This window comes from Janthinobacterium sp. TND4EL3 (genome assembly GCF_900156175.1).
Taxonomy (GTDB): domain Bacteria; phylum Pseudomonadota; class Gammaproteobacteria; order Burkholderiales; family Burkholderiaceae_D; genus Janthinobacterium.
In genome coordinates this window covers 18,246-38,529 of sequence record NZ_FTMV01000029.1, presented here as the reverse complement: position 1 = coordinate 38,529, position 20,284 = coordinate 18,246, and the positions used below count along the sequence as shown (strand labels likewise).

At 51.5% G+C, this 20,284-nt stretch carries 16 protein-coding genes and 1 pseudogene; 6 read left to right on the top strand and 11 right to left on the bottom strand.

The annotated features are described in order from the left end of the window. Nucleotides 1-331 precede the first annotated feature (331 nt). The 5 genes and pseudogenes from BXA07_RS27590 (at nt 332) to BXA07_RS27570 (ending at nt 6,342) form a co-directional block, all read left to right on the top strand. Nucleotides 332-1,996 (top strand): UvrD-helicase domain-containing protein, encoded by a 1,665-nt coding sequence (locus BXA07_RS27590; RefSeq protein ID WP_076572859.1) that lies wholly within the window; start codon nt 332-334, stop codon nt 1,994-1,996. A 427-nt stretch (nt 1,997-2,423) separates the two neighbouring features. Continuing rightward, a complete protein-coding gene (locus BXA07_RS27585) occupies nt 2,424-2,639 on the top strand; it encodes a hypothetical protein (protein WP_139335812.1) in 216 nt (71 codons plus the stop codon). After that, on the top strand, nt 2,639-3,055 hold the full coding sequence (locus BXA07_RS27580; protein ID WP_076572855.1) for a hypothetical protein: 417 nt from the start codon (nt 2,639-2,641) through the stop codon (nt 3,053-3,055). The genes BXA07_RS27585 and BXA07_RS27580 overlap by 1 nt, the downstream gene beginning before the upstream one ends. Before the next feature lie 332 nt (nt 3,056-3,387). Continuing rightward, nucleotides 3,388-3,594, top strand: a pseudogene (locus tag BXA07_RS31470) (transposase); the annotation flags it as partial. Nucleotides 3,595-3,786: 192 nt separating this feature from the next. Continuing rightward, on the top strand, nt 3,787-6,342 hold the full coding sequence (locus BXA07_RS27570) for a tetratricopeptide repeat protein (protein WP_076572853.1): 2,556 nt from the start codon (nt 3,787-3,789) through the stop codon (nt 6,340-6,342). 277 nt (nt 6,343-6,619) lie between these two features. Here BXA07_RS27570 and BXA07_RS27565 read toward each other — a convergent pair whose 3' ends face one another. The 6 genes from BXA07_RS27565 to BXA07_RS30540 form a co-directional block, all read right to left on the bottom strand. Further along, nucleotides 6,620-7,654, bottom strand: a complete 1,035-nt coding sequence (locus BXA07_RS27565) for a hypothetical protein (RefSeq protein WP_076572851.1) — start codon at nt 7,652-7,654, stop codon at nt 6,620-6,622. 413 nt (nt 7,655-8,067) lie between these two features. Further along, complete coding sequence (locus BXA07_RS27555; protein WP_139335811.1) at nt 8,068-8,709, bottom strand: hypothetical protein; 642 nt, start codon at nt 8,707-8,709, stop codon at nt 8,068-8,070. 11 nt (nt 8,710-8,720) lie between these two features. Continuing rightward, a complete protein-coding gene (locus BXA07_RS27550) occupies nt 8,721-9,770 on the bottom strand; it encodes a DUF262 domain-containing protein (protein ID WP_076572847.1) in 1,050 nt (349 codons plus the stop codon). Between the two features lie 238 nt (nt 9,771-10,008). After that, on the bottom strand, nt 10,009-11,250 hold the full coding sequence (locus BXA07_RS27545; RefSeq protein WP_076572845.1) for an RNA-guided endonuclease InsQ/TnpB family protein: 1,242 nt from the start codon (nt 11,248-11,250) through the stop codon (nt 10,009-10,011). 122 nt (nt 11,251-11,372) lie between these two features. Beyond that, on the bottom strand, nt 11,373-12,371 hold the full coding sequence (locus BXA07_RS27540; RefSeq protein WP_076572843.1) for a S49 family peptidase: 999 nt from the start codon (nt 12,369-12,371) through the stop codon (nt 11,373-11,375). A 32-nt stretch (nt 12,372-12,403) separates the two neighbouring features. Further along, nucleotides 12,404-12,973, bottom strand: coding sequence for a hypothetical protein (locus BXA07_RS30540; RefSeq protein ID WP_139335810.1), 570 nt, complete (start codon nt 12,971-12,973; stop codon nt 12,404-12,406). 73 nt (nt 12,974-13,046) lie between these two features. Between BXA07_RS30540 and BXA07_RS30535 the strand changes: the two genes are divergently transcribed. Further along, nucleotides 13,047-13,376 (top strand): hypothetical protein, encoded by a 330-nt coding sequence (locus tag BXA07_RS30535; protein ID WP_139335809.1) that lies wholly within the window; start codon nt 13,047-13,049, stop codon nt 13,374-13,376. Nucleotides 13,377-13,378: 2 nt separating this feature from the next. Here the strand turns inward: BXA07_RS30535 and BXA07_RS27535 are convergent, their stop codons facing one another. The 5 genes from BXA07_RS27535 to traN are packed head-to-tail and all read right to left on the bottom strand — an operon-like array spanning nt 13,379 to nt 20,284. Then, nucleotides 13,379-16,255 carry a conjugal transfer protein TraG N-terminal domain-containing protein gene (locus BXA07_RS27535; protein WP_076572841.1) on the bottom strand — a complete coding sequence of 959 codons (2,877 nt, stop codon included), beginning with the start codon at nt 16,253-16,255 and terminating at the stop codon, nt 13,379-13,381. Between the two features lie 25 nt (nt 16,256-16,280). Then, complete coding sequence (locus BXA07_RS27530) at nt 16,281-17,702, bottom strand: conjugal transfer protein TraH (protein WP_076572839.1); 1,422 nt, start codon at nt 17,700-17,702, stop codon at nt 16,281-16,283. A gap of 10 nt (nt 17,703-17,712) precedes the next feature. Further along, nucleotides 17,713-18,567, bottom strand: coding sequence for a conjugal transfer protein TraF (gene traF, locus BXA07_RS27525; RefSeq protein ID WP_076572837.1), 855 nt, complete (start codon nt 18,565-18,567; stop codon nt 17,713-17,715). Further along, on the bottom strand, nt 18,564-18,977 hold the full coding sequence (locus tag BXA07_RS27520) for a hypothetical protein (protein ID WP_076572835.1): 414 nt from the start codon (nt 18,975-18,977) through the stop codon (nt 18,564-18,566). The genes traF and BXA07_RS27520 overlap by 4 nt, the downstream gene beginning before the upstream one ends. Then, nucleotides 18,971-20,284 carry a conjugal transfer protein TraN gene (traN, locus tag BXA07_RS27515; RefSeq protein WP_076572833.1) on the bottom strand — a complete coding sequence of 438 codons (1,314 nt, stop codon included), beginning with the start codon at nt 20,282-20,284 and terminating at the stop codon, nt 18,971-18,973. Before traN ends, BXA07_RS27520 begins: the two co-directional genes overlap by 7 nt.

Below are 20,284 nucleotides of genomic sequence, written 5' to 3'. Positions count from 1 at the left end.
GAATAACGAAACGCCGATTCAGGCGATGAAGAAATGGCAGGCGAAAAAGCCGGAATTATTCGTTAAGCGTGTTTATAATCAAGCGGGTCTTGACAGCTAGGATGGATGAAGCGGTTTTGTGGCGTTTCGAACTACGTAAATAATATTGCCTATTGGAATCCATATAGGCAGTATACTTCTAATCACACAGCTAAATTTCCCATTTTTTCGCAAGGAAATAGCCGTTCTCGAAGAGTTTTTTCAAGCTTGGCGTTTCTTTGCTTATTTGGTGCAACAGCTTCCCAGACTATTTATGGCTGAGCATTGGTAAATTTATGCTCTGGAGACTTCATTGATACTGACCGACGAACAAACGCACGCCGTAGACCTTTTCAAAACTTCACGCTCACTCAAAATCAGTGCGTTCGCTGGTACTGGCAAGACTTCTACCCTGACTGCGCTTGCGAAGTCGACGCAGAAGAATGGGCTCTACCTGGCTTTTAACAAGAACATTGCTACTGAAGCATCGACCAAGTTTCCTCGCTCTGTTGATTGCAGAACCATGCACTCGTTAGCATTTCGAGCAGTGCCCAGCATGTATCGAGGGAACATGCCGAAGCTCACCAATTCGTTGCATAGCAATCTTGTTACCCGAATCCTTGCGATCGAGGAAATAGCTGCAGGTAACATCTCCCTGAAGCCTAGGTCGCTCGCTTTCCTGGCTGCGCAGACCGTGCAGCGGTTTTGCCAGAGCGGTGACGATGAGCTCTCCGTTGGCCACGTCCCGTTATCTGGCAAGTTGCAGAAGCTTGACCCCAAATATCAGGATGAGTTTAAAAAATACGTGAGCGATCTCGCGGCACATCTTTGGGATAGGATGCTGGATCCTGCAAGCGAAGCGCCACTAGGGCACGATGGCTACCTAAAACTCTGGTCACTCTCGAAGCCGCGTTTGGATTATGATTTCCTTTTACTAGACGAAGCCCAGGACACTAATGAGGCAGTGCTGAGTGTTCTGCGACTCCAAGACAGCCATTTGACGCTTGTTGGTGACCGGCATCAGCAGATCTACGAATGGCGTGGGGCAGTTAACGCAATGGCTAGTGTCGAAACTGACGCAGAGGCATTCCTTACCAGGTCGTTCAGATTTGGGAGCACTGTGGCTGCGGCTGCAACGTCCATTCTAAGGCTTTTGGGGGAGACAAGAAGTGTTGTTGGGGACCCCAATCGTGACACAAGGATCGCTGCATCAGGAAGGACGGCGACCACGCTTTGTCGAACCAACGCCGGTGTGGTTTCTGTTGTCATTGATGCTCTCGGCCAAAATCGCAAACCCCATGTCGTGGGGGGAGTGAAGGATTTGATCCGCATGCTGGAAGATGTGGGCAAGCTGAAACGCGCCATACCAGCCGAGTCTCCAGAGTTTTTTGGTTTTAAGAATTGGCCTGAGGTCGTTGAATTTTCTGAATCAGAAGAAGGGGAATCCCTGAAGTCCTTTGTCAATATTGTTCTCGCCAATGGAGAGGACACCCTTATCCGTAACCTAAAATCTGTATCCGCTGAAGAAAAAGGGGCTGATCTGATTGTCTCTACTGGTCATAAAGCGAAAGGGCGAGAATGGGATTCCGTCACCTTGTTCTCCGACTTTGAGCCTCGCTTGAGCAAGGAGGTTCCTCCAAAGCCTGTCCTGAATCAAGAGGAGGCCAGGCTTCTTTACGTTGCAGCGACCAGAGCACAAAAGCTTCTCGTCGTTCCATCTCGATTGGCCGAAAAATGGAATGTGCCGCCAGCACCGACGGTTGCTGCAGTTCAAGTTGTGGTACCGACGGTTATCACGGAAACCCCACGGAGGTCACTGCCTCAGCTCCCATCATTTGCGAAGGTAATCCCCCCGTCATTTTCCGAGTCCAAAGCAAATTCAGTGAATTCACCTCGCAATGCGCGCGCAATCGCGACGCCCGCTCCGGAGACTGGTTTTCTATCGTCAATTATTTCGTTTTTTGGTGGAAAGAAGTAAGGTTTTGTCACATTGTTGATTTGGATGCCGGATTTTCTTGGAAAGAAACTGCGGTACCTCAAACGGAATGGACCTGTCCGGCCAGCGCATAAAACTGGTCAGCGAAGGGCCAACCCGCAGTGTCATTGAGGGAGAACTGCCACTTGCTGAATCGCCACATCAATACCAAGTCCCAAAACGCTTCTTGTTTTTGTTGACATCCGATTAAAAATTGATCGTGACAATCTGAAAGAAATAAAATGCTCCAGCAGTGGATACTAACTCACCAAAAGTTCAGTGGTGAACGTCCGCCAGATCTGATGGAAACTTTGCAAAAAATTAAAAAATAAATATCATGATAACTAAGACAGTATTTACGTTAGCAATTGCTATCTCTTCTGGAATCTTGAGGGCGGAGACAATACCACTTTATTGCAAGGACTTCATCGTGTTGACCGAGACCGCTGTGCTACAGCGTGACTCGAAAATACCGAAGGGAACGGCACTACAGTACCTCGGTAGCGACGATTTCATGAGTAACCGTGATAGAAAAATTGTTCGTCAAATGATCGAGCGTGTATATCAAAAGAGAGGTGAGGCGGCTATTTATCACGTCAATCAAACCAAGAAAGAGTGCACTACCAAGCTTAAAGAGGAACGTTGATGTTATCTCAGAATGATAAAGTGACGAGCGAAACCGGATCCGAAAACTGGATGAAAATTGAATGGGAACTCGCGCTTCCGGAGTCAGGAGATATTCCTGTCTGGGTGTCCGTCACCAAGCTAGAACACGAGTGGCGTCGTAGCGTAACTGAATACATTGGAGCTGGCGGCGACAACGGAATGCCAGGCAAGTACGACCATTTTGCAGAATGGATAATGTCCGGGAAGTACGTGGAGATGCCGGAAGTTTGCCTCGTGGACGGCTTTGTCCGGTTTAATAACGGCCGACATCGCTTTGCTTGGCTGCGTGATCACGGTATGACTGCTTTACAGGTTGCCACTCAACCAGACGATGTCAATAGTATCAAAATGAAGTTTGGCACTCAGGACGAAATATCTCGATGGCTCAAAACCTAGGGAAACACTGTTTTAGCCAGCAACACGCCCAGCGTAACTGCTTGAACCAGCACCTGATCTTGCCCCCGTATAACTGTTTAGTTTCGTGTGATCATATTCCTCGTCGCAGCATGCCCCTGTTCCGGGCCAGAGCTATGCTTGACGAGTTGATCGGCGGTTTGCCACCGAGATCGTCCCACCGGTTACAGCACATCGCATAAACTTCAGTCCATGAGCTCACGCATTCATCCCCAAGCCCGCACCACTCCGAAGATCCGGCAGGAGATCAAGGACTCAGGCCTGTCCGACCGTTAGGCCGCCAAGGATGCCGACAAGGCATATGCTTAGCGTGCCATCGGGCCTGGTTGCGCAGCCGTGGCATCGCTCCACGCTTAGCCCGCTAATGCATCAGGTCACGCGAACGTCTGGGTAAATGGCGCTGGGTGGTCGAACGCACACTGGACTGGCTGCACCACTTCCGCCGATTACGCATCCGCTACGAACGCCGTGCCAATATCCACCGGGCGTTTCTCTCGCTTGCCTGCATACTCATCTGCTGGAGATACATTCAGCGGTTTTGGTGGGTGCTCTTAGTCAAGCTTTTTCTAATATGTTATTATTATATAAAATATTGCGTACATTTCCCAACATTGGACTTGTATGATGAATATGTCAATTAAGCGCAAGATGGGAATCTTTCAGTGAAGTGTATTTTCAATCTTTGCAGATTACCATCACATGAAAGCCTCCCAATGGACCTAGATAAGCTCATAAACCTTGAACCCTCAGAATTTAAGAAACTCATTGAAGAAAATTACTTCGATAACAACGGTATCTATATTATCAATGTTTACAACGCTCTGATACGCTGTGGTAAAGATCAACCTGTTCAAGTTGCACGCCTTGCCGAAGTTGCTGTCGATAGTTACTTCAATTCCGGGCAAACAGAAGAGACAATTCTATACTTGGAACTACAGGTACGCGCGCTCCTCTCAAGTCAAGACATCACTCAAGCAGTTCTTCTGGTTGAACGTATCGCCAGTATAGACCATGACGTTTGCGAGATTACCGTATTGGAGTTGGCTGAAGATATCTTGACAAGTGTAGACTCATTTGGCGTTAGCGTTGATCAACGTCCACGAATTCTCGCTAAAGTTGCATGCCTGATTCAACGCTACGGCCAACAGGAGAGAGTTGCTCATCTTTATTGCCAGGCTGCCAGCCTCTACTCAAGTCATGGTGCTTTTCAGGCTGCATATCGCTGTTTGGGCGATGCCGAAGAAATTGCCAATTCATTGGACTCATTAGCGCTGAAAGCACGGTGCTACACGCTCCTAATGAGCGTCGCGTGCGAAGAAAATGATTACCGCTTCGGCGTGACCACGGGCGAGATGGCAATAACTGCCTATCAAGCACTTGGCGAAAAAATCCCCGCTATGTTGCTTTGTAATTTGGGGGTGGCTTACATGAATATTGATGAAGAAGAAAAGGCAATTGGCTATTTTGAACAGGCCCTTGCATATACTAATTGCACGGATCATGGGGCGATCACGTTGCGAGGCAACCTGTCTACATGCCTGAGACGCTGTGGTCGGCTCGTCGAAGCCCAGGATGTACTTACCATGGCCGAAGCCGCATTTGCAGAAGATGGGCAGAACTTAGAAGGGTTTCTAGAAATTTCGCTAAGTGGCGCAAAGCTGGCGGTAGAACAAAAAAATGCGCCACTTCTTGTTAAGAGGCTTAAAGATGCTTCACATCAGTTGGATCAAATTCTTTCCGATGTTTTAAGACTGCATCACCGACGCGGTATCCGAGAGCGCTATATCACCCGGTTTGAAGGACTGCTGTGCGCATTACCTTCTAGTGGAGATGCTGCAGATGCGCTACTTCCTATCATTGCTACTAGAGGCAATGCGATGGGCGACTGGCTTACTATCTTGAGATGGGCTAGCGACGTCGGCACCTCACGGTCAGCGTCGGACGAAAACGTTCAGCAATTAAATCATACACTGCAAGCTATTCGACATATCGGTGCCCCCCATCTCTATGGGTTCACGGAAAAAGGGGATGATGCTTGGAATATCTTCAATCCAGCGAACGCATGGGACGACCTTTCAAATATCGCTGCAATCATATGTTCTCAGAATGCGGAGCGCCCCCTCGATCGTGCTACTGCCCAACATCAATTCACGCTCTGTCTTTCCCGCCTAAAAGCTGGTCATTGTCTTATGGTAATGACTTATGCTGGTGACATGGCAATGCTTTGGTACTTTATTGGAGATCAGTACAAACGAATATCTATTCCACTAGCGCCATTGTCGGAGTGGCAAGTGGCTCAGCTCGATTATGCTCAGCAACTCTTGAACAGGAACGGATTTATCAAAGCGCTTAGCAAAATGATCAGCTCGCTGGCACCTTCGATAGATACTGTTTTCTCAGATATCGCAGGTGCAGGATGTAAGTCTATTCGATTTATTGAGGACTGTTTCAATGATGTTCCTCTGACAGAGTTCGCACTGCGCAATCCAGTGCTCTGCGCTCGGATGATGGAGGGAGAGTTTGAGGTCAGGATGGTTCCCGCTATCATCGAACGCATAGAAGTCGGAGGCTCCCTCTTAACCACAGCAGCTATCGTTGACCGTAAGGCGGATCTATTGCTTGCTCCGTATGAATCCATGGCTTTTACCCAAGCTGCGGGACTCGCACCGGCTGCGTTAATTCAAGGGGATGCGCATTCTGATTTAGAAGATCTTGTGGGGAAGTACGATGCATTGATCGTCTCCACACACGGGAATTCACTGAAGTTTTTTTCAGACGCTTATTTTGCCCATTTGGGTAGCAAAGAAAACCCGCATCCCATTAGCGTCGTGGCTATGCAGGTTGCCGCACCAAATCTTCAACTGCGTCTAGCATTGGTAAACACGTGCTTCTCCGGAACAAGATCAACGCGTAATTTCCAAAAACGGTTTCGCACCAGTGACTCTGTCGCATTACCGAACCTCTTCTTACTCAATCGAAAAGCTATCGCGCTGGCTGGAATGTGGAAGGTATCTGATACGGCCTGTTTCACACTTACGCACTTGGTAGGCGAAGGGATCAAGCTTGGACTTGAACCTTCCACTGCGGTAGCAAGGGCGATTGCCAAGGTGCGTACGAGTACGCTTACATCTGTGGTCAGCATCCTAAAAAATAACCTTCCTGAATCGCTTCAGGCCGAAGCACTCAGGCGGGTATCAGGGGCACCGGAAGTTGGAATGTTCTCCAGCCCTTACTTTACAGCAGGTCTCACTATACATGGCCTCTTATAGCCAACGAACATATTTGAGGAAGACAAGCATATGGGTGTCGGTTGTAAGAATCGGGCACCATTATGCCGTATCCAAATGTTACAAAAAAATGGAAAGATAGAACTCACAGTGAAGTTGGTGAAAAAATTCAATAAAACGTGTCCATTTTATTGACAAAAAAAGTGGACGGGTTTGCTCTACGTTGTCCACTTTTGAGTACTAGTCGGAGAGACGGCCTGCGTGAATATATACATCCAAACAGCCACTGATTCTCATGGTTTAGCAAATGATGCGGAGATTAACCCTCCTCGTCGAATCCTGCACCACTCCCCTTCTTTTCCAGCCTATCTAAAGCATCTTGAAGTAAATCAGTCAGCTCCTTATCATAGTAGCTACGCATGTAGAAGTGCATTCCTGGAACAATTGGCTCTGGAAATTCTATATTCCGTTCCAACATCATCGAAAAGTTTTCCAACGCGCTCAGTGTATGAAGAATGACTGAGCCAATGGCTGGCATCAGTAGCACAATGCCATTATCAAACTCTTCCTCTTCCTTCCATAGGTTCATACCATCAAAAGGCTTCTTGTCCTTCTGAATGAGGAACCCATGTTCTGACTCCATGACATGATTCACATACGACCCGTTGTGAACAACATTATCCCTGAAGTGGCGAATACCAGTGAAGAACTTACACTGCTGAACGTAGAAATTGGCCCACTCAAACGGTATCTTGTACTTCGCCACCAGTTCATCAGCCGTCCGAGGAACCTTGTCATTGAGCGTCATATCGGCAAAAGACTTTGGTAGCTCTGGATACATTTTCGGCCTATTTTTACCTGGTATCTTTGGCGGTTCTTTTGGCTTATACCTCGCCCATAGCTTAGAGGCGAAATCTTGCAGCAGGTCGTACATACTTCTGCATAGCGAATACAAGTACTCTACTTCAGTGGCAACCATCCTACAGACGCCATGTTTGTTCTGTTCTTTGGTATCGTGCATCAGCTTCAGCTTGGCGACACAAGCGCTTATGTTGAAGAGGTCATCACGAATGCCAAGAATCGGCAGTTCAAGCCCTAGATAGCAAGCCCTTTGTGCCGTCAGGTTCAAAAAGTGAGAAGAAAAATCTGTTGGCCTCTCTGCACTTTCCCCAAAATAGAAATTTCCAGCGGGCCAAGCCCTCAAATTTACGAACTTCCCATCTATATCAGCATACATGTTCCATTCCTTGTTATGCCAAAATATCATGGCACTCAAGAACCTATCATTGAGATTTCCATGATTCAGGAATGGAATCTTTTCTACCATAATTTTCTTAACCATATCCATCGTCATACAAATCCTTTTTTCTTATTGGTTGAATATAGTCGATCTATCAAGCTAATGAAATTTTAGCCGCTTGCCGACTTTATTTTTTTTAATCGCCATCGTCAAACAACTCATGACAAAGACGCCATCAACGTCTTGGACCGCCATTTACGAGAGCGGTAAATCTCATGCCTCCAGTATCCTCGCTGTGTTCGGTTTATGGGCTGTAGGGTAGTAATCTCCTGAGCCTAAATTACCGCTATGTGCCGGTAGCTCAGCGGGTAGGCCGCATACCAACGGATGCAGACCACGATAATGTCGATCGGGAAACGCATTCTTTTAAAATTGAGCATGCCGTGTCGCCAAGGTTTCGATACCTCAGCTTACCTGAGGTAGCTACTTCATCGTCAATGCGACAGAACTTTTTTGAGGAGGGGGGGTTAAACAACCCCAGCAGCAATAGCTTTCATGTCGTCGATCCATGACAAGAACGCATATTCGTTTGTAGGCGGAACCTTCCATAGCATCGCGTCAATCGGCTCCTTAAACGCCGAAACTAAATACTGGCTTGCCAAGGCCCGCACCTCGCCACTAGTCTGATTATTTTTGTGCGCGCAGGCATTTCGCACAATTTGGCAGTGCTTAGGTCCAGCCAAGCCACCAGCGAAGTTGGCCTTCAGCGTCATGCCATTTGCAGGGGCCAGCGCATTCACAATGTTCACGATTTTGGAGCTATCGCCCCAAGTCGGCTCCTTGCGCAGAATATTGTTGGTAAGTCCCGGCTGAACGTTATTGCCACTGGCAGCCCGCCCCCCAATGTAGGATACGCGCTCCCAAGTGGCCGGAACCACCGAGGGACCAAGCATCGCTCCTGATGAGGCAACAGTACCGGTAGCGGACCGGATGAGCACATAACGGACGAAACAACAGTACGCTTGCCAAGCATCCGACAAGGCACCCTCCAAGTGATGTCGCCGCAGCGCTTTATCTTTTTTGCTAGTAAACCCTAGCGCTACTTTGAAATCTTCTTCCGAACGGGCCAGTTGAGAATCCAGCATGAATTTAAGTGGTGGCAGACTCATTGACGTCCCGCCTACAGTTCGCCGCGTAACGCTTTGCAGATATATTCCACGCGAACTAGGCGCTGCCGTTCCCTATTCGCACCCTCGCTCATTGCTTCGACATAAGCGGGGAACTCGGCAAGATCCTTGCCCTCGTGTGCAGACGATAATCTAAGGAGATTATTACATGCAGTTTCAATCGGGCCGACTACAAATACTCCAATAGGCTCTAAACCAGAGACCTCTTCAAAATTAGGAAGGCCATACATGTTGTGATACAGAGCGCATATCAGTGCGTGCAATGCAAACGGTTTCGTAAAGTAGGAGTCTTGGACCACTGATAGATATTCAGCAATAAACTCGAAGATCTCCCGTAGTACCAACTCGTACTCCGCTGACTTAGAAAAATCAGCATCATAAGTCTTGTATAAACTGTGAAGTTTCTTGTCGCTCGTGCTGATAACGCCACACTCGAAAGCCAGAACCAAGTCAGCAATGAACGCGGCATCCGCCATTCGAACAACTTGCCGAGTAGTAAACACATTCCAATCGGTTAACAAGGTCATGCTGTCAAGCACGCGCGTAACCATATCCTTGAATTCCCCAAAAAACTCGGAGTGCCTCTTTTCTGCGGAATTTAATGGTAACGTATATGAATTCATGCGTCGAAACATCTGCAGGATTTCCGCTTGGCCAGCATCTCTAATTACATCACAAGAGATAACATAAAATAAAAATTGGTCTTGGACATCTTCTGCTAAATCGGCAAAATGGTGCCCTGCAAAGCGATTGGAATTTTTGCCAAGCCCAAATTTTCCATCTAAAAAATCCAAAATCGTAGTGATGCGCTGCTGACCATCCACAATTTCCGTTCGAACACGCTTGCTCTTGCGATCAAGGTATTCGTGGAAATAAACTTTGGGAAATGGGTAGCCCTCAAGAATAGTGTCAATGAAGTAACTTCTGGAAGGGGTCGGCCATAGGCCCGCTGCCCGCTGATAGGATTTGTTGACGGTCAAATCTCCTCGTGAAAGCATGTCACGAATGTTAGCGATCGAATATTTGCTCTCATCTACCTTCATATGCCGCTCCGTTTTTATTATCCCAAGATTACATAATAGCAAATATCCAATGTCGCGACAGATCGGCGCGCCCTCCGCGTTGACATCCTCCCCGCCCTAAAGGACGGGGATTCCTACGGCGCCGCGCGATAATTTGCGGGTCGCTTCGGCGGGTTCCTGCTTCTTCGAGCGGCCTGACGGCGCCATCTCTCCGCAAGCTAAAAAGCGGTGCCCCCGCTCAACTTGACATCCTCCCTGCCTAAAGGACAGGGATTTCTACGGCGCGGCGCGATGAGTTGCGAAGCGCTTCGATGGGTTCCTGCTTCTTCGAGCGGCCTGACTGCGCCATCTCTCCACAGGCTAGCAAGCGGTGCCCCCGCTCCAGTATATTCGCAGCTCCCACTACATCTGCATGATTTGCGTAACCGCAATTGACGCACAGGAATTTCGCCTGGGTCTGCCGATTGTCTTTTGATATGTGCCTGCAAGTCGGGCACGTCCGGCTAGTGTGGTGCGGAGGCACGGCAAGCAGCATGCCCCCACTCCATTCCATCTTGTAGTCGAGCTGCCGTCTAAACTCGCCCCACCCCTGGTCGAGAATGGCACGGTTCAGCGCGGCTTTCTGACGCACCCTCTTGCCTGGCTGTGCAACCGATCCCTTTGACGATTTGGACATATTCCGTACCTGCAAATCCTCAATGCAGACAAGCGCGTGATGTTCGCTAATCGCTGCTGTAGCCTTGTGCAGAAAGTCTTTCCGGGCATTCGCAATACAGGTGTGAATCCGTTGAACTTTGGCGACTGCCTTTCTCCAATTATTGCTGAATTTGACCTTGCGGCCCATGCGGCGCTGGTACCGCGCCAAGCGCTGCTGGTGTCTCTTGAAGCTGTTCAGCGGCGCTATGAAGCTGCCGTCGCTTAGGGTGGCAAAGCGAGCGATGCCGACATCTATTCCAACTGCACTCGTAGCGATAGGAACCACCGGATCTACTTCGCGCCGGGTTTGTATTGAAATGAACCACTTACCATCAGCCTGGCTTATGGTTGCATTCACAGGTTCACCAACAATGTCCCGGCTCTTGCGGTACCGCAGCCATCCTAATTTGGGAAAACGCAGGCGGCTGTTGGTTTGTTCGATTCTAATTGCCCCTTTTGCTGCCACGCGGAAGGAGTTTCTATCGCCCTTGCACTTGAATCTCGGAAATTTTGCACGGCCAGCAAAGAAATTCGCGTAAGCTTTCTCTAAGTCCTTCAACACATATTGAAGTGCTGAACGAGGTGCGGCAGCAAGCCAAGGAGTTTCGCAACAGTTGCGCCATGCTGTCAGATATTTCGACATGTCCACATATCCGATGAACTTGTTGCCGGCTGCGTGATTTTCTTTTTGCAGAGCCAAGGCTTTGTTGAAGACGAACCGGCACGAACCAGCGAAGCGGCGCATGGCGCGCTCCTGTTCGCCGGTTGGTCTCAACTCGAACCTGTAGGCTTGATATCTTTCCATGATTCTTCAAGCTTACTCGTGTGAAGGCAGTATCGGCCACAAGAAAGCTAGCCAATTTGCGCCGTATTTTTGCTTGACATGGATTGCATACCGTACTGAATTGCACCTCCGCTCTCCCTCCTCTACCTGAGCTGAAACCTCTGCCTCGCGATGATGTCGTCGAGCGAAGAAATGAGCGAGGTTGAGATCAGGGCCCCCATTTGGCCAAATCCGCCAGGGTGTGGTCCAAAGTTGAATGCAGTCCCCTCCTTTTGAGCATCCACGAAGTCATCCACCGTGCCGATGGCATCGATCAGGCCGATTTCCTTTGCCTCTAACCCGCTCCAGATTTCCCCGCTGGCGTAGTTGACGTCGTGCGTCAGGGCGCGGCCGCGCCGTTCCTCAAGTTCGCGCAAAAATGTCCGCCCTACCCTGTCCACCAAATCCTGCGCCTTGGCTTGCGCGTCTTGGCTAGGCGGTGTGAACGGATTCAAGAATGCCTTCAGGTGACCGGATGCATATACCTGCTGCGAGATTTCCAAGCGGTCCAGCGCACGCGACAGCTGCCATGGCGCGATGATGGCGCCGATCGATCCCACCAGACTGTATTTCCCCGCGATGATCTTGTCGGCGTGCAAGGCAATCATGTAGGCAGCCGATGCGCCGACGTTGCTGATCGCCGCCACTACCGGTTTCGGGTGCTTTTTCCTGAAAGAGTGAATCGCGTTTCCGATACGCTCGGCCTCGACCGGCGCGCCGCCGGGACTGTCTATCGCCAGAACTATCTGCGTAACGTTGCTGGACTCAAACGCCCGCTTCAGGGCCGGCACAATCTTGTCTGCGGACGCGAGTGAGGTTGCAGCGATCTCGCCTTCGATGTGCACAATGCCTATGACCGGGCTGAAGGGACCTATTTTAAACTGCAGCATTTGCATGAAAAAGTACAGGCCGAGCAAGAGTGGCATGAGAACGAGCAACGACTTCAGCGTCAAGGTGAGGCGGCGAGCAAATTTTCGATCCCGTTCAAGCGCCAGGCGTTCTTCCCTGAATCCCGCGCGTTGTTCGCGCATCTCGGCCAACATAAGTAGTGCGAGATTGGCGGCCTGCAGTTCAGCTTGACTCTTATCGTCATTATTTTCCATGGCGTTTCCTTGGGGCGGATAGGCGCGATAAGTTAGCGACAACTGCCCCCCCAACCCAGTACGACAGTTTCCCAGGTCATCTTGTCACCACACGTTTTTTTGTCTTCTTCTCTCCGGTTGGGCTGTGCACTGTGCATAGGCGCGCCTTCCTCGATCATGGCCTCCGTCGGTTTTGTTTTTTCCATTTCGGCTAATGCGGCGGTGGCTTCTTTGAGCTTTGAGATTGGGCAGCGCATAACAAAAGCCTGAGGATATTCTTGCGTGCTCGCTGCTTCTCGCGTGACATTGGAAACACTACATAACTGAGCAGTAACTACCCGAAAATATTGATCGTCGAAAGCGATGCCATCCTCAGAATGGAGTAGCAAGAGCTGGCCATTCTTACAATGACTTGTTATAAACCGAAGAGCTAGCCGAGCGTAAATAACGTTCTCGTCTCGCGTGCGTGCTTCGACGAAAGTTCGTTGGGACAATCTATACGTCGTCATCGTCGACAAATCGCAGACTGAGTCGTCTGTGGGCTTTTGTGCGAGTGCAACCGCTTGCACCGATGAAACCGTAAATGCGAAAATTAGAGTAATAGTCATATGCAATAATTTCATAATGGGAATCCCCCTCCCTTGATAATTTCTTTGTTTTTGCTAATATATATAAACACATATTTTCGAGGTCATCGTGAAAGAAATGAAACAAATGTTTCTTTGTGGACTTGCCGGTGCAATAATCGGAGTTTTGTTGAGCTTTGGCGAACCTTTAGTGTTAATTGCTGTGGTTGCAGTTATGGGATTTGTTACGCTCTTATTTTTATATTGGATAATTTTTTTGATTGCATTTATTCATGAAAAAATCCCCAAAGAGGCTCACTTTAATTCGTCGCATTTAGTCATTGATGCGAATGAATATGAATGTAGTGGAACTAAATACTTTAGCAATCCAGCCTATCGATTAGACGAAAATGGAGATCCTGCCTTAGACCCCCAATGCCTCATGCGAGAACCGCAATAAAATTATCGCTTCTTAAAAATTTCTTTGAGTTTTTTAAAACCTTTGGCTCCAACTTCTTTTATTCCTCCTATAACGATGTCTGGATCCTCGGTAACTTGTTTATTCGCCTTGCCGAACAACGATTTGTTCGATGACACGTTGCCAGACGGCGTCTCGACAATTCCACTGTCGTTTCTAAATTTTTGTTGCGCTTTATTTTTTTCCGCCTCGGCTTTTTCGTCTATTTTTTCTACATCTGACTGAACTTGCGTAGGCGTTTTTTCAATTCTAGCTCGCTCTGCTGCCATCCAATCTTGTCCTTCTACCGGTAGAGTCGGTCCATCGTGGTTTTCAGTACTGTTTGCAGAATTATTTGGATTTTTCGAATGGCTCCGTGATTTGTTAGCCTGATGCTGCTTGTCGATGTCTGGATGCAGTGATGGATTTTCTTTCATGTTCCGATACGCCTCTCTTACTGATTCAAATGAGTTTGGAAGTTTGCTGTTCGTGGTTGGCAATATGGGTGTGTTTGCAATGCTCCCAAGATACGAATCGATAATGATTTTGGCGGAGGCACTATTCTGGTTGTGTGACAAAAGTGACTCAAATAGTTGGATATTTTTCGGATCCTTTGCCAGATCAAGATTAAAAGATTCACCACGTGAATGCGCCGCCGATATAGTAGTCGCATAGTTTATTTGTTCACGCAACGTCGCATCTGCACGCGCCGAAGTCGCAACCGTCTGTGTGATTCGGGATGCATTTTCGGTGGCTGTCCGTTGATCAGAAGTAACGGAGTTCAATAGACTGGTATTCTTTCCAAGTGTCTCTGCCCAATCCTTAAACTTGGAAACTTCGTCGTTACTGAGATAATTTTTGATCTCCGTTTCTTTTTTGTCTATGGAAGCGGAGTACTGTTTTCCGCCACGGCCTGTTATTGCAAATCTGCTGCCAGGAATTACACCGACCTGCGGTGTACCAATGTTGAGATCCGCTGCTACCCCAAAAGCTACGTGTGCAACCTGTTGCTCGCTGGCCCCCACGGCTTTCCCAATTACGTTGGCAATTTGCTTTAGTTCTTGCGCACGCGCGCCAAATTCTTCAATACTGTTCCTTGTGACACCTTTAGACCGATTCGTTGTAACGCTAGTTCCGTCGACATGCAGCAGGGCATTCGAGAAGGCGGCAGCTTTGTCCCTTGTTGCTGCGACAGCTTTCGACTCGGCTGCGGATACTTGTTGAGTGGCAGCTGCGACATGATTTTCCGTGACCTTCCCCTCCACTGTTCTGGATACTGGTCCTTCATTGGCCAGTGCTTTGGCAGCGGTGAGGCCGGACAACGCATTAGTAATATAGCTATTTCCTGAAAGATCGTTTTGCCGATTTCTGAAGAACGGTGACGAACGGACAGGCGCCAAGGTCATCTGATCCATGGCAATATTTCCCATGGATACATTGCCCGTTGCGGCCGAATTGGTGGCAGTGGCCACATTGCCTTGCAACAGGCGCATGCCATCGACGAGCGCGGTGCCAAAGTTCTCCATGCGCTTGAGGGCAGCCCAGGCAATGAAAGGAATACTCAGCGTCATGTAACCGACCACTGCTTCGCCGGAAATCGCTGTGGAAAAAATGTCTGATGACGTTGTCAGCGACAGGGCGTTGACGCCGTTGCCAACATTAGCGGCTGCGGCCAGGTCGCGCATTGCATACATGGTCGCGGCGTAGTTAAGGATGGCATACAACGGCGGCCAAAGCTGGATCCAGATAAGCACAGACGCATAGTTCTTGAATCCGGCCACGGTATCTTTGCCGTTAGCCAGCATAAGGAGCAGGATCATCAGCGGGAACATTGCGTACGCCACCACTTCGACCACGTTGCGGATTACGGGCAGTGCTTGTTCTGCTACTTTTCCAGCGTTGATCCATGCCGCATTGGTCTGTGCCACCGCCTGCGCGCGGCCGATAGCCAGCATCATGGTGGCCGGATCGTTGACCTTTTGGCTCGCCAGAAGGCTGGTGTCGTTCACCGCATTGATGAGTGCGTTTTGGCGGATGATATCGGCTGCTGTGGCCGAGGCGTCCGCGATTCTTGCTTTGATATAAGCCTGCTGAACCTGGTCTGCGATCAGCGCCGCTGCGACCGGTCCAGGTAGCGTCGGGTTCATTCGGAATGCCAGTGTGCCCTGGATACGCTGTACTTCGGCAGGCATCTTTGCCGATAGCTTGGTATAAGCTTGCGGACAGGGAAGCAACTCCGCCGTGCCGGCCGCATTCGTGACGCCGGTAAACCTGGCAGGATTGGGATCCCCCATGAGCGCCCAAACGTCACCAGAGGTCGCAAATGCTTCCGATGAAATGTAGCCAGAGGCCAGATCGTACATCGTGCACTGGTGCAGAAAATTAATCAAATCGTTCCTGAAGTACGGACTTTGGAACACGACCTTGGACGTTTCGCGCACCAGCCGGCTGCCGAACATGAGTCCATTGTTCTGATAGCTCAGCTTATCCGGCATGCCGGCCGGCCCCGGGATCACCTGCATGGCCGCCTCTTCGAGTTCTGTCAGACTGTTGCCGACCGTACTGGTCAGCGAAGCGAGCACCGCCAAGCCGAACGGTACGTTGTTAACGAAGACTTCGGCCGAACCTCCTGTCTTGTCGACAATGCCGACGGTCACCTTCGGCACTACGAGTACTGAAAATACCAGGACTACCGAGGCGAGCCACTTCCAGCCCACCATCTTTTCCGGAGCGAAAGCATAGCCGACAAGGGCAGACACGAAGCCACACACGACGGTGATGCCAAGCGCATTGCGGTAGGTATTGGCGCCGACCATGGCAGCAACCGCGTTCATGAGTCCGTACAAACTATCCGAGTTTTGATAAGCAAAAATTTCCCACATGATATTTCTCCTCGTTTTCCGGTCATCAGTGCATGTAGGCTGCCCGGCGACCTAACATATCAAGCACATGCTGCGGAATATTCGCGCGAATATGCCGTTCCAGGTGTTCCAGGTCGTTGGACACCTCCGTGAGGGAGTTCACCTTCTGGTAGACGAGGGTCTTTTCGCGGGACAATTGGGCCAGCATGTCCTTGGCGCGCAGCCGGATTTCTTGGGCTCTCCCCTGCTGTTTCATGTCTAAAGTAAAGTCTTTCTCCAGAGCTTGCATCCCCAACCGCAGGTTTTTCTCCAGAAACATGTAGGCGTAATCTGCGGCAATCACATCCCGATAGGTGGCAATCAGCTGCTCATTGGCTGTGGCAGAAGGAAACGATGCGCCGATCGACAGCATGCGGTATACAGGCTCACTGGTCTGGTTCACAAAACCGACCTCCGGCGACATGTTGGGAATCGGTGTGCGCGTCTCGATTTTGTAGGCGATCGAGCGCATCAGCTTTTCGACCTTGACTGTAAACGGGGTATGGACGTACTCGGGGTCGATGATGACCTGGTCGCAGTTGGTATAGTTGTTGCAACGCAGAACCGTTTGGTGGACGTTGCCGCCCCCCGCATCCGACTGGCCATAGAGCAGCTGGGAGATCGATGTGAAGGTCGGTGCGATCGGATTCGGGTCTCGTCCGTCCGAATAGAAAATAACGGTCCCGACCATGCTCATGATCATTTCCCGCTCTTTGTCGTCCAGGTAGTTGCCGGCGAGCTTGAGCGATTCCCAGGTGAGGTTGCCGACAAACGGCGCCTTGTTTTTGACCAGGGGATCGGAAGATTTGCGCGCCGTATCGAGAATGGAGCCCTTATCGGATTTGCAGCGGACGGCTGCGGCGGCATAGTCCGATTCGAGGCCCAACGAGACGGCGATGTCCTCGCAGGCCTTGCTGGAGCTGAACCCCGTGGCCTCGGCCGCTGACGAGACCAGGGATTTGGCGGTATTACAGGAATTGATTTGTGCATTCGTCATCATGGACTCGAGGTTTTTGGTCCACTTGGTGATACCGCCGAGCATCGGGGACACCGATTCGAGCGCGAGCTGAAACGCTACGCCTGGCAGCGCGGAGGTAACGTTCTTGAGCATGTTCTTGAATTCGGCCGCCGAAATGTAGGAGAACGAGCCGCCGAAAAGATCGATGCCACCGCAGCCAGCCTTGGCCGTCGGGTAATTAATTGCCATTAATTGATACGTCTTGTTCGGCGCGCGTAGCATCAGACTGCCGCCGCTGTAGGTGTTGTAGACCTGGCCACGGAAGGCGCCCGGCGCCGAGTAGTTACCGATGGCGCCCAGGTCGTTGAACATCTTGTTAACTTCGGCATTCAAGTCACCGGCCAAGGCCGGAGAGGTGTACAGGGTGCTGGTGGACAGGGATAGTGCGATGATGAGTTTGCGCATAGGCATGATGAGCTCCTTAACGAGATGAGTAATTGGTTGTCAGCGGCGCTTCGACGGCTTCTGCGGCGCGCGGCCGCAGGGCGTCGATCCGTTCCACCAGCTGGCCTTCCGACAGCACACCAAAACCGACCGGCATGATCTTGCCGGTGATGGGCTGTGCCAAAAACAGCGCCGGAACTTGCTTGACGTTGAGCGTGGCGGCGGTACCGTTGTCTGTGCGGGCATTGGTAAAACCCGGCACCGCGCCGCCATCCAGGCTGACCGGCAGCACCTGAATACGGTATTTCGTGGAAAACGCCCGCAATACCGGCCCATAGGCATGGCAGTACGGACAATCGCCACGGAAGAAGAACATCAGAATGTGGTCGGTCCCGATGTTGGCGAGGGCGGAATATCTCTCCTGCATTTGCACCTGTTCAAATACCTCCAGCGCCTGGGCATTGACGGGGCGGCCCTGCGTGGTGTGGTCCAGGTCCGGATTGGCCCAGGCCACTTTCTGCGACAGGTCGGCGAACAGCGAGGCATTCCTGACGATCTTCGATTCGAGCTCCATGTAGCGGCGCACATTGGCGACAGTCGGGTTCATGACGGCGACGGCCTTGAGCTGTTCCAGCTGCGCCTGTAAATCGCGCAGCGCCTTGACTTCAGGCGGTGGCTGCGGCGTGGTGGGTTTTGGTAGCGCGACTGGCGCAGGCGGTACTATTTCCTTCTGCGGTTCGTGCACTGCCGGGTCGTCATAGAAATGCCAGCCGCGCCGCACAGCGGCCTGCGCGCCAGCAGCGTGGCTGATTACAGGGACACTGGCGGGAACCTGAGCGTGTACTACGCCGCATGCGAGCAGCGCTGCCAGACTGTAGGGATACTTTCTCATGGCGCTTTCTCCAGGCGCAGATTGGCGGGCGGCTGGCCATTGCGGCAGTAATTGATGCCGATATCGATCGTTTGTTTTTGAGGTCCCTGCCCCGGTGCGAGCCTGACGCCTTCCTGCCAAAAGCGGACGTTGAGCCGGCGGCAGCCATCCTGGGCGTAGCGGGCCAGTGTCGTGACCTCCATGAAGAGCGCAGAGGTGGCAGAGAAGCGCCGGGTGATCGCGTCTGCCAGTTCTCCCGTCAGCATGCCGGCTGCACGGCCGTCGGGTGCATCGATGGCCGCCAACATCACTACTTTCGGATCGTTCACCGCCACGCGTGGCGCGGCTTCCGGGGCCGCGCTGGCTGCGGCGCCGAGCATGGCGGAGCAAAGGGCAAGAGAAACTTTGTACGTCGTGGTTCGATTCAGCATTTCCCTCTCCCCAGATAACAGCTTGGCGCGCGCTGGGCGGCAGCGTCCTTGAGTGCCGCCACGTTGGGCAGCGTCGGCACGATGGAGGCATAGAACTCGGTCAGATCGAGCTTCGCAAAGTCGATGCTTTGCAATTGATCCACGCTAAAGCCGGAGCAGGCAGGATTTTTTGGTGCTCCCCAGCCCATGCCGAGCTGCGCCCTCCCCTGTTCGTTGATCATCCTGGCCAGGCGCGAGTTAAAACAGCATTTAGAGGTCGTGTGCTCGATGCACGACACGCATTTCCCTAATACCCGGATGCAGGAGCTGCACCAGGTGCCGATGGTGTGACATAGCTGGGCGCCCTCCTTCATCGCCAGCTTGCCCTCGCCGGCGTTGCAGGACATCATCGAGACCGCGATGTACATCACCGCAGTCATCGCCAGGCTCCAGGGATTGAACGCGATCGCCAGGTGTTCGGTGGTGGCCAGCGTGATGGAACCTGCCGGCAGCGCCGTGCCATTGACGGCCACCGTCACACCAAACGTCGTATAACTGCCGCTGAAACCGCCACTGGTCAGCAGTGCCTTGGCGCCTTGCGTGATGAACTCGCGGTTGCCGCTGTTCATCAGGATGTCGAATACCAGGCGCGAGCCGATGCCAAACAGGGACTGGTTAGTAAAGTGGGCCCCGGCGCCATCCGTATAGCAGCAGTTTTTGAGGAGCCGGTTGCGGCAGGTATTACCCTCGCCATTGAACAAGGTCATGGTCTTCGGATCGAGATAGACGCCCGCCTCGCGCACGGCCTCCATGTAGGTCATGACCTGAGCAAAATCGACGTCATTCGTATAACTGGTACTGAAGCATTGCGTGCCAAGACAGAACGTCTTGGGTGCGCAGGTGGCGCCGGCGGGACAGCCGGTGGTGTACGCGGCCAGCGCCGTCTCGGCACTCAGGGGATCGCGGGCGATGGCTTGCGCAGCGGCGATAGCCGGATCGGTGGCCAGCACGGGCGGGCGCGGCGTGTTGGCCGAGTTCAGGGCACCCACTTGCGCCGCGCAGGCCGGGTCGCCGGGCGTCAGGGCGCAGGCCGCCAGGTGAGTACTGGCATCGCTTTTGAGATTACTCTTGCCGTGGTAGACGGTTTCGGGAGGCGTGAGCGTATAGCCGGGCACGTGGGCAGTGGCGCTCTGGGTGGTGACGCTGGCCCGGGCCGCCTGGTTGGCGGCCGTGGCGCCGGCCAGATCCTGGTTGACTTGCGCCAGGACAATGGCAGGCTGCATGCTGCTCAAGCAGCAGGCGGTCGTCAGGGCGATCAAACGGCGCAT

Coding starts and splice junctions, on each gene's coding strand:
- BXA07_RS27580 (WP_076572855.1), top strand. CDS start 2,639: ATGTTATCTCAGAATGATAAAGTGACGAGCGAAACCGGATCCGAAAAC.
- BXA07_RS27570 (WP_076572853.1), top strand. CDS start 3,787: ATGGACCTAGATAAGCTCATAAACCTTGAACCCTCAGAATTTAAGAAA.
- BXA07_RS27565 (WP_076572851.1), bottom strand. CDS start 7,654: ATGACGATGGATATGGTTAAGAAAATTATGGTAGAAAAGATTCCATTC.
- BXA07_RS27555 (WP_139335811.1), bottom strand. CDS start 8,709: ATGAGTCTGCCACCACTTAAATTCATGCTGGATTCTCAACTGGCCCGT.
- BXA07_RS27550 (WP_076572847.1), bottom strand. CDS start 9,770: ATGAAGGTAGATGAGAGCAAATATTCGATCGCTAACATTCGTGACATG.
- BXA07_RS27545 (WP_076572845.1), bottom strand. CDS start 11,250: ATGGAAAGATATCAAGCCTACAGGTTCGAGTTGAGACCAACCGGCGAA.
- BXA07_RS27540 (WP_076572843.1), bottom strand. CDS start 12,371: ATGGAAAATAATGACGATAAGAGTCAAGCTGAACTGCAGGCCGCCAAT.
- BXA07_RS30540 (WP_139335810.1), bottom strand. CDS start 12,973: ATGAAATTATTGCATATGACTATTACTCTAATTTTCGCATTTACGGTT.
- BXA07_RS27535 (WP_076572841.1), bottom strand. CDS start 16,255: ATGTGGGAAATTTTTGCTTATCAAAACTCGGATAGTTTGTACGGACTC.
- BXA07_RS27530 (WP_076572839.1), bottom strand. CDS start 17,702: ATGCCTATGCGCAAACTCATCATCGCACTATCCCTGTCCACCAGCACC.
- traF (WP_076572837.1), bottom strand. CDS start 18,567: ATGAGAAAGTATCCCTACAGTCTGGCAGCGCTGCTCGCATGCGGCGTA.
- BXA07_RS27520 (WP_076572835.1), bottom strand. CDS start 18,977: ATGCTGAATCGAACCACGACGTACAAAGTTTCTCTTGCCCTTTGCTCC.
- traN (WP_076572833.1), bottom strand. CDS start 20,284: ATGCGCCGTTTGATCGCCCTGACGACCGCCTGCTGCTTGAGCAGCATG.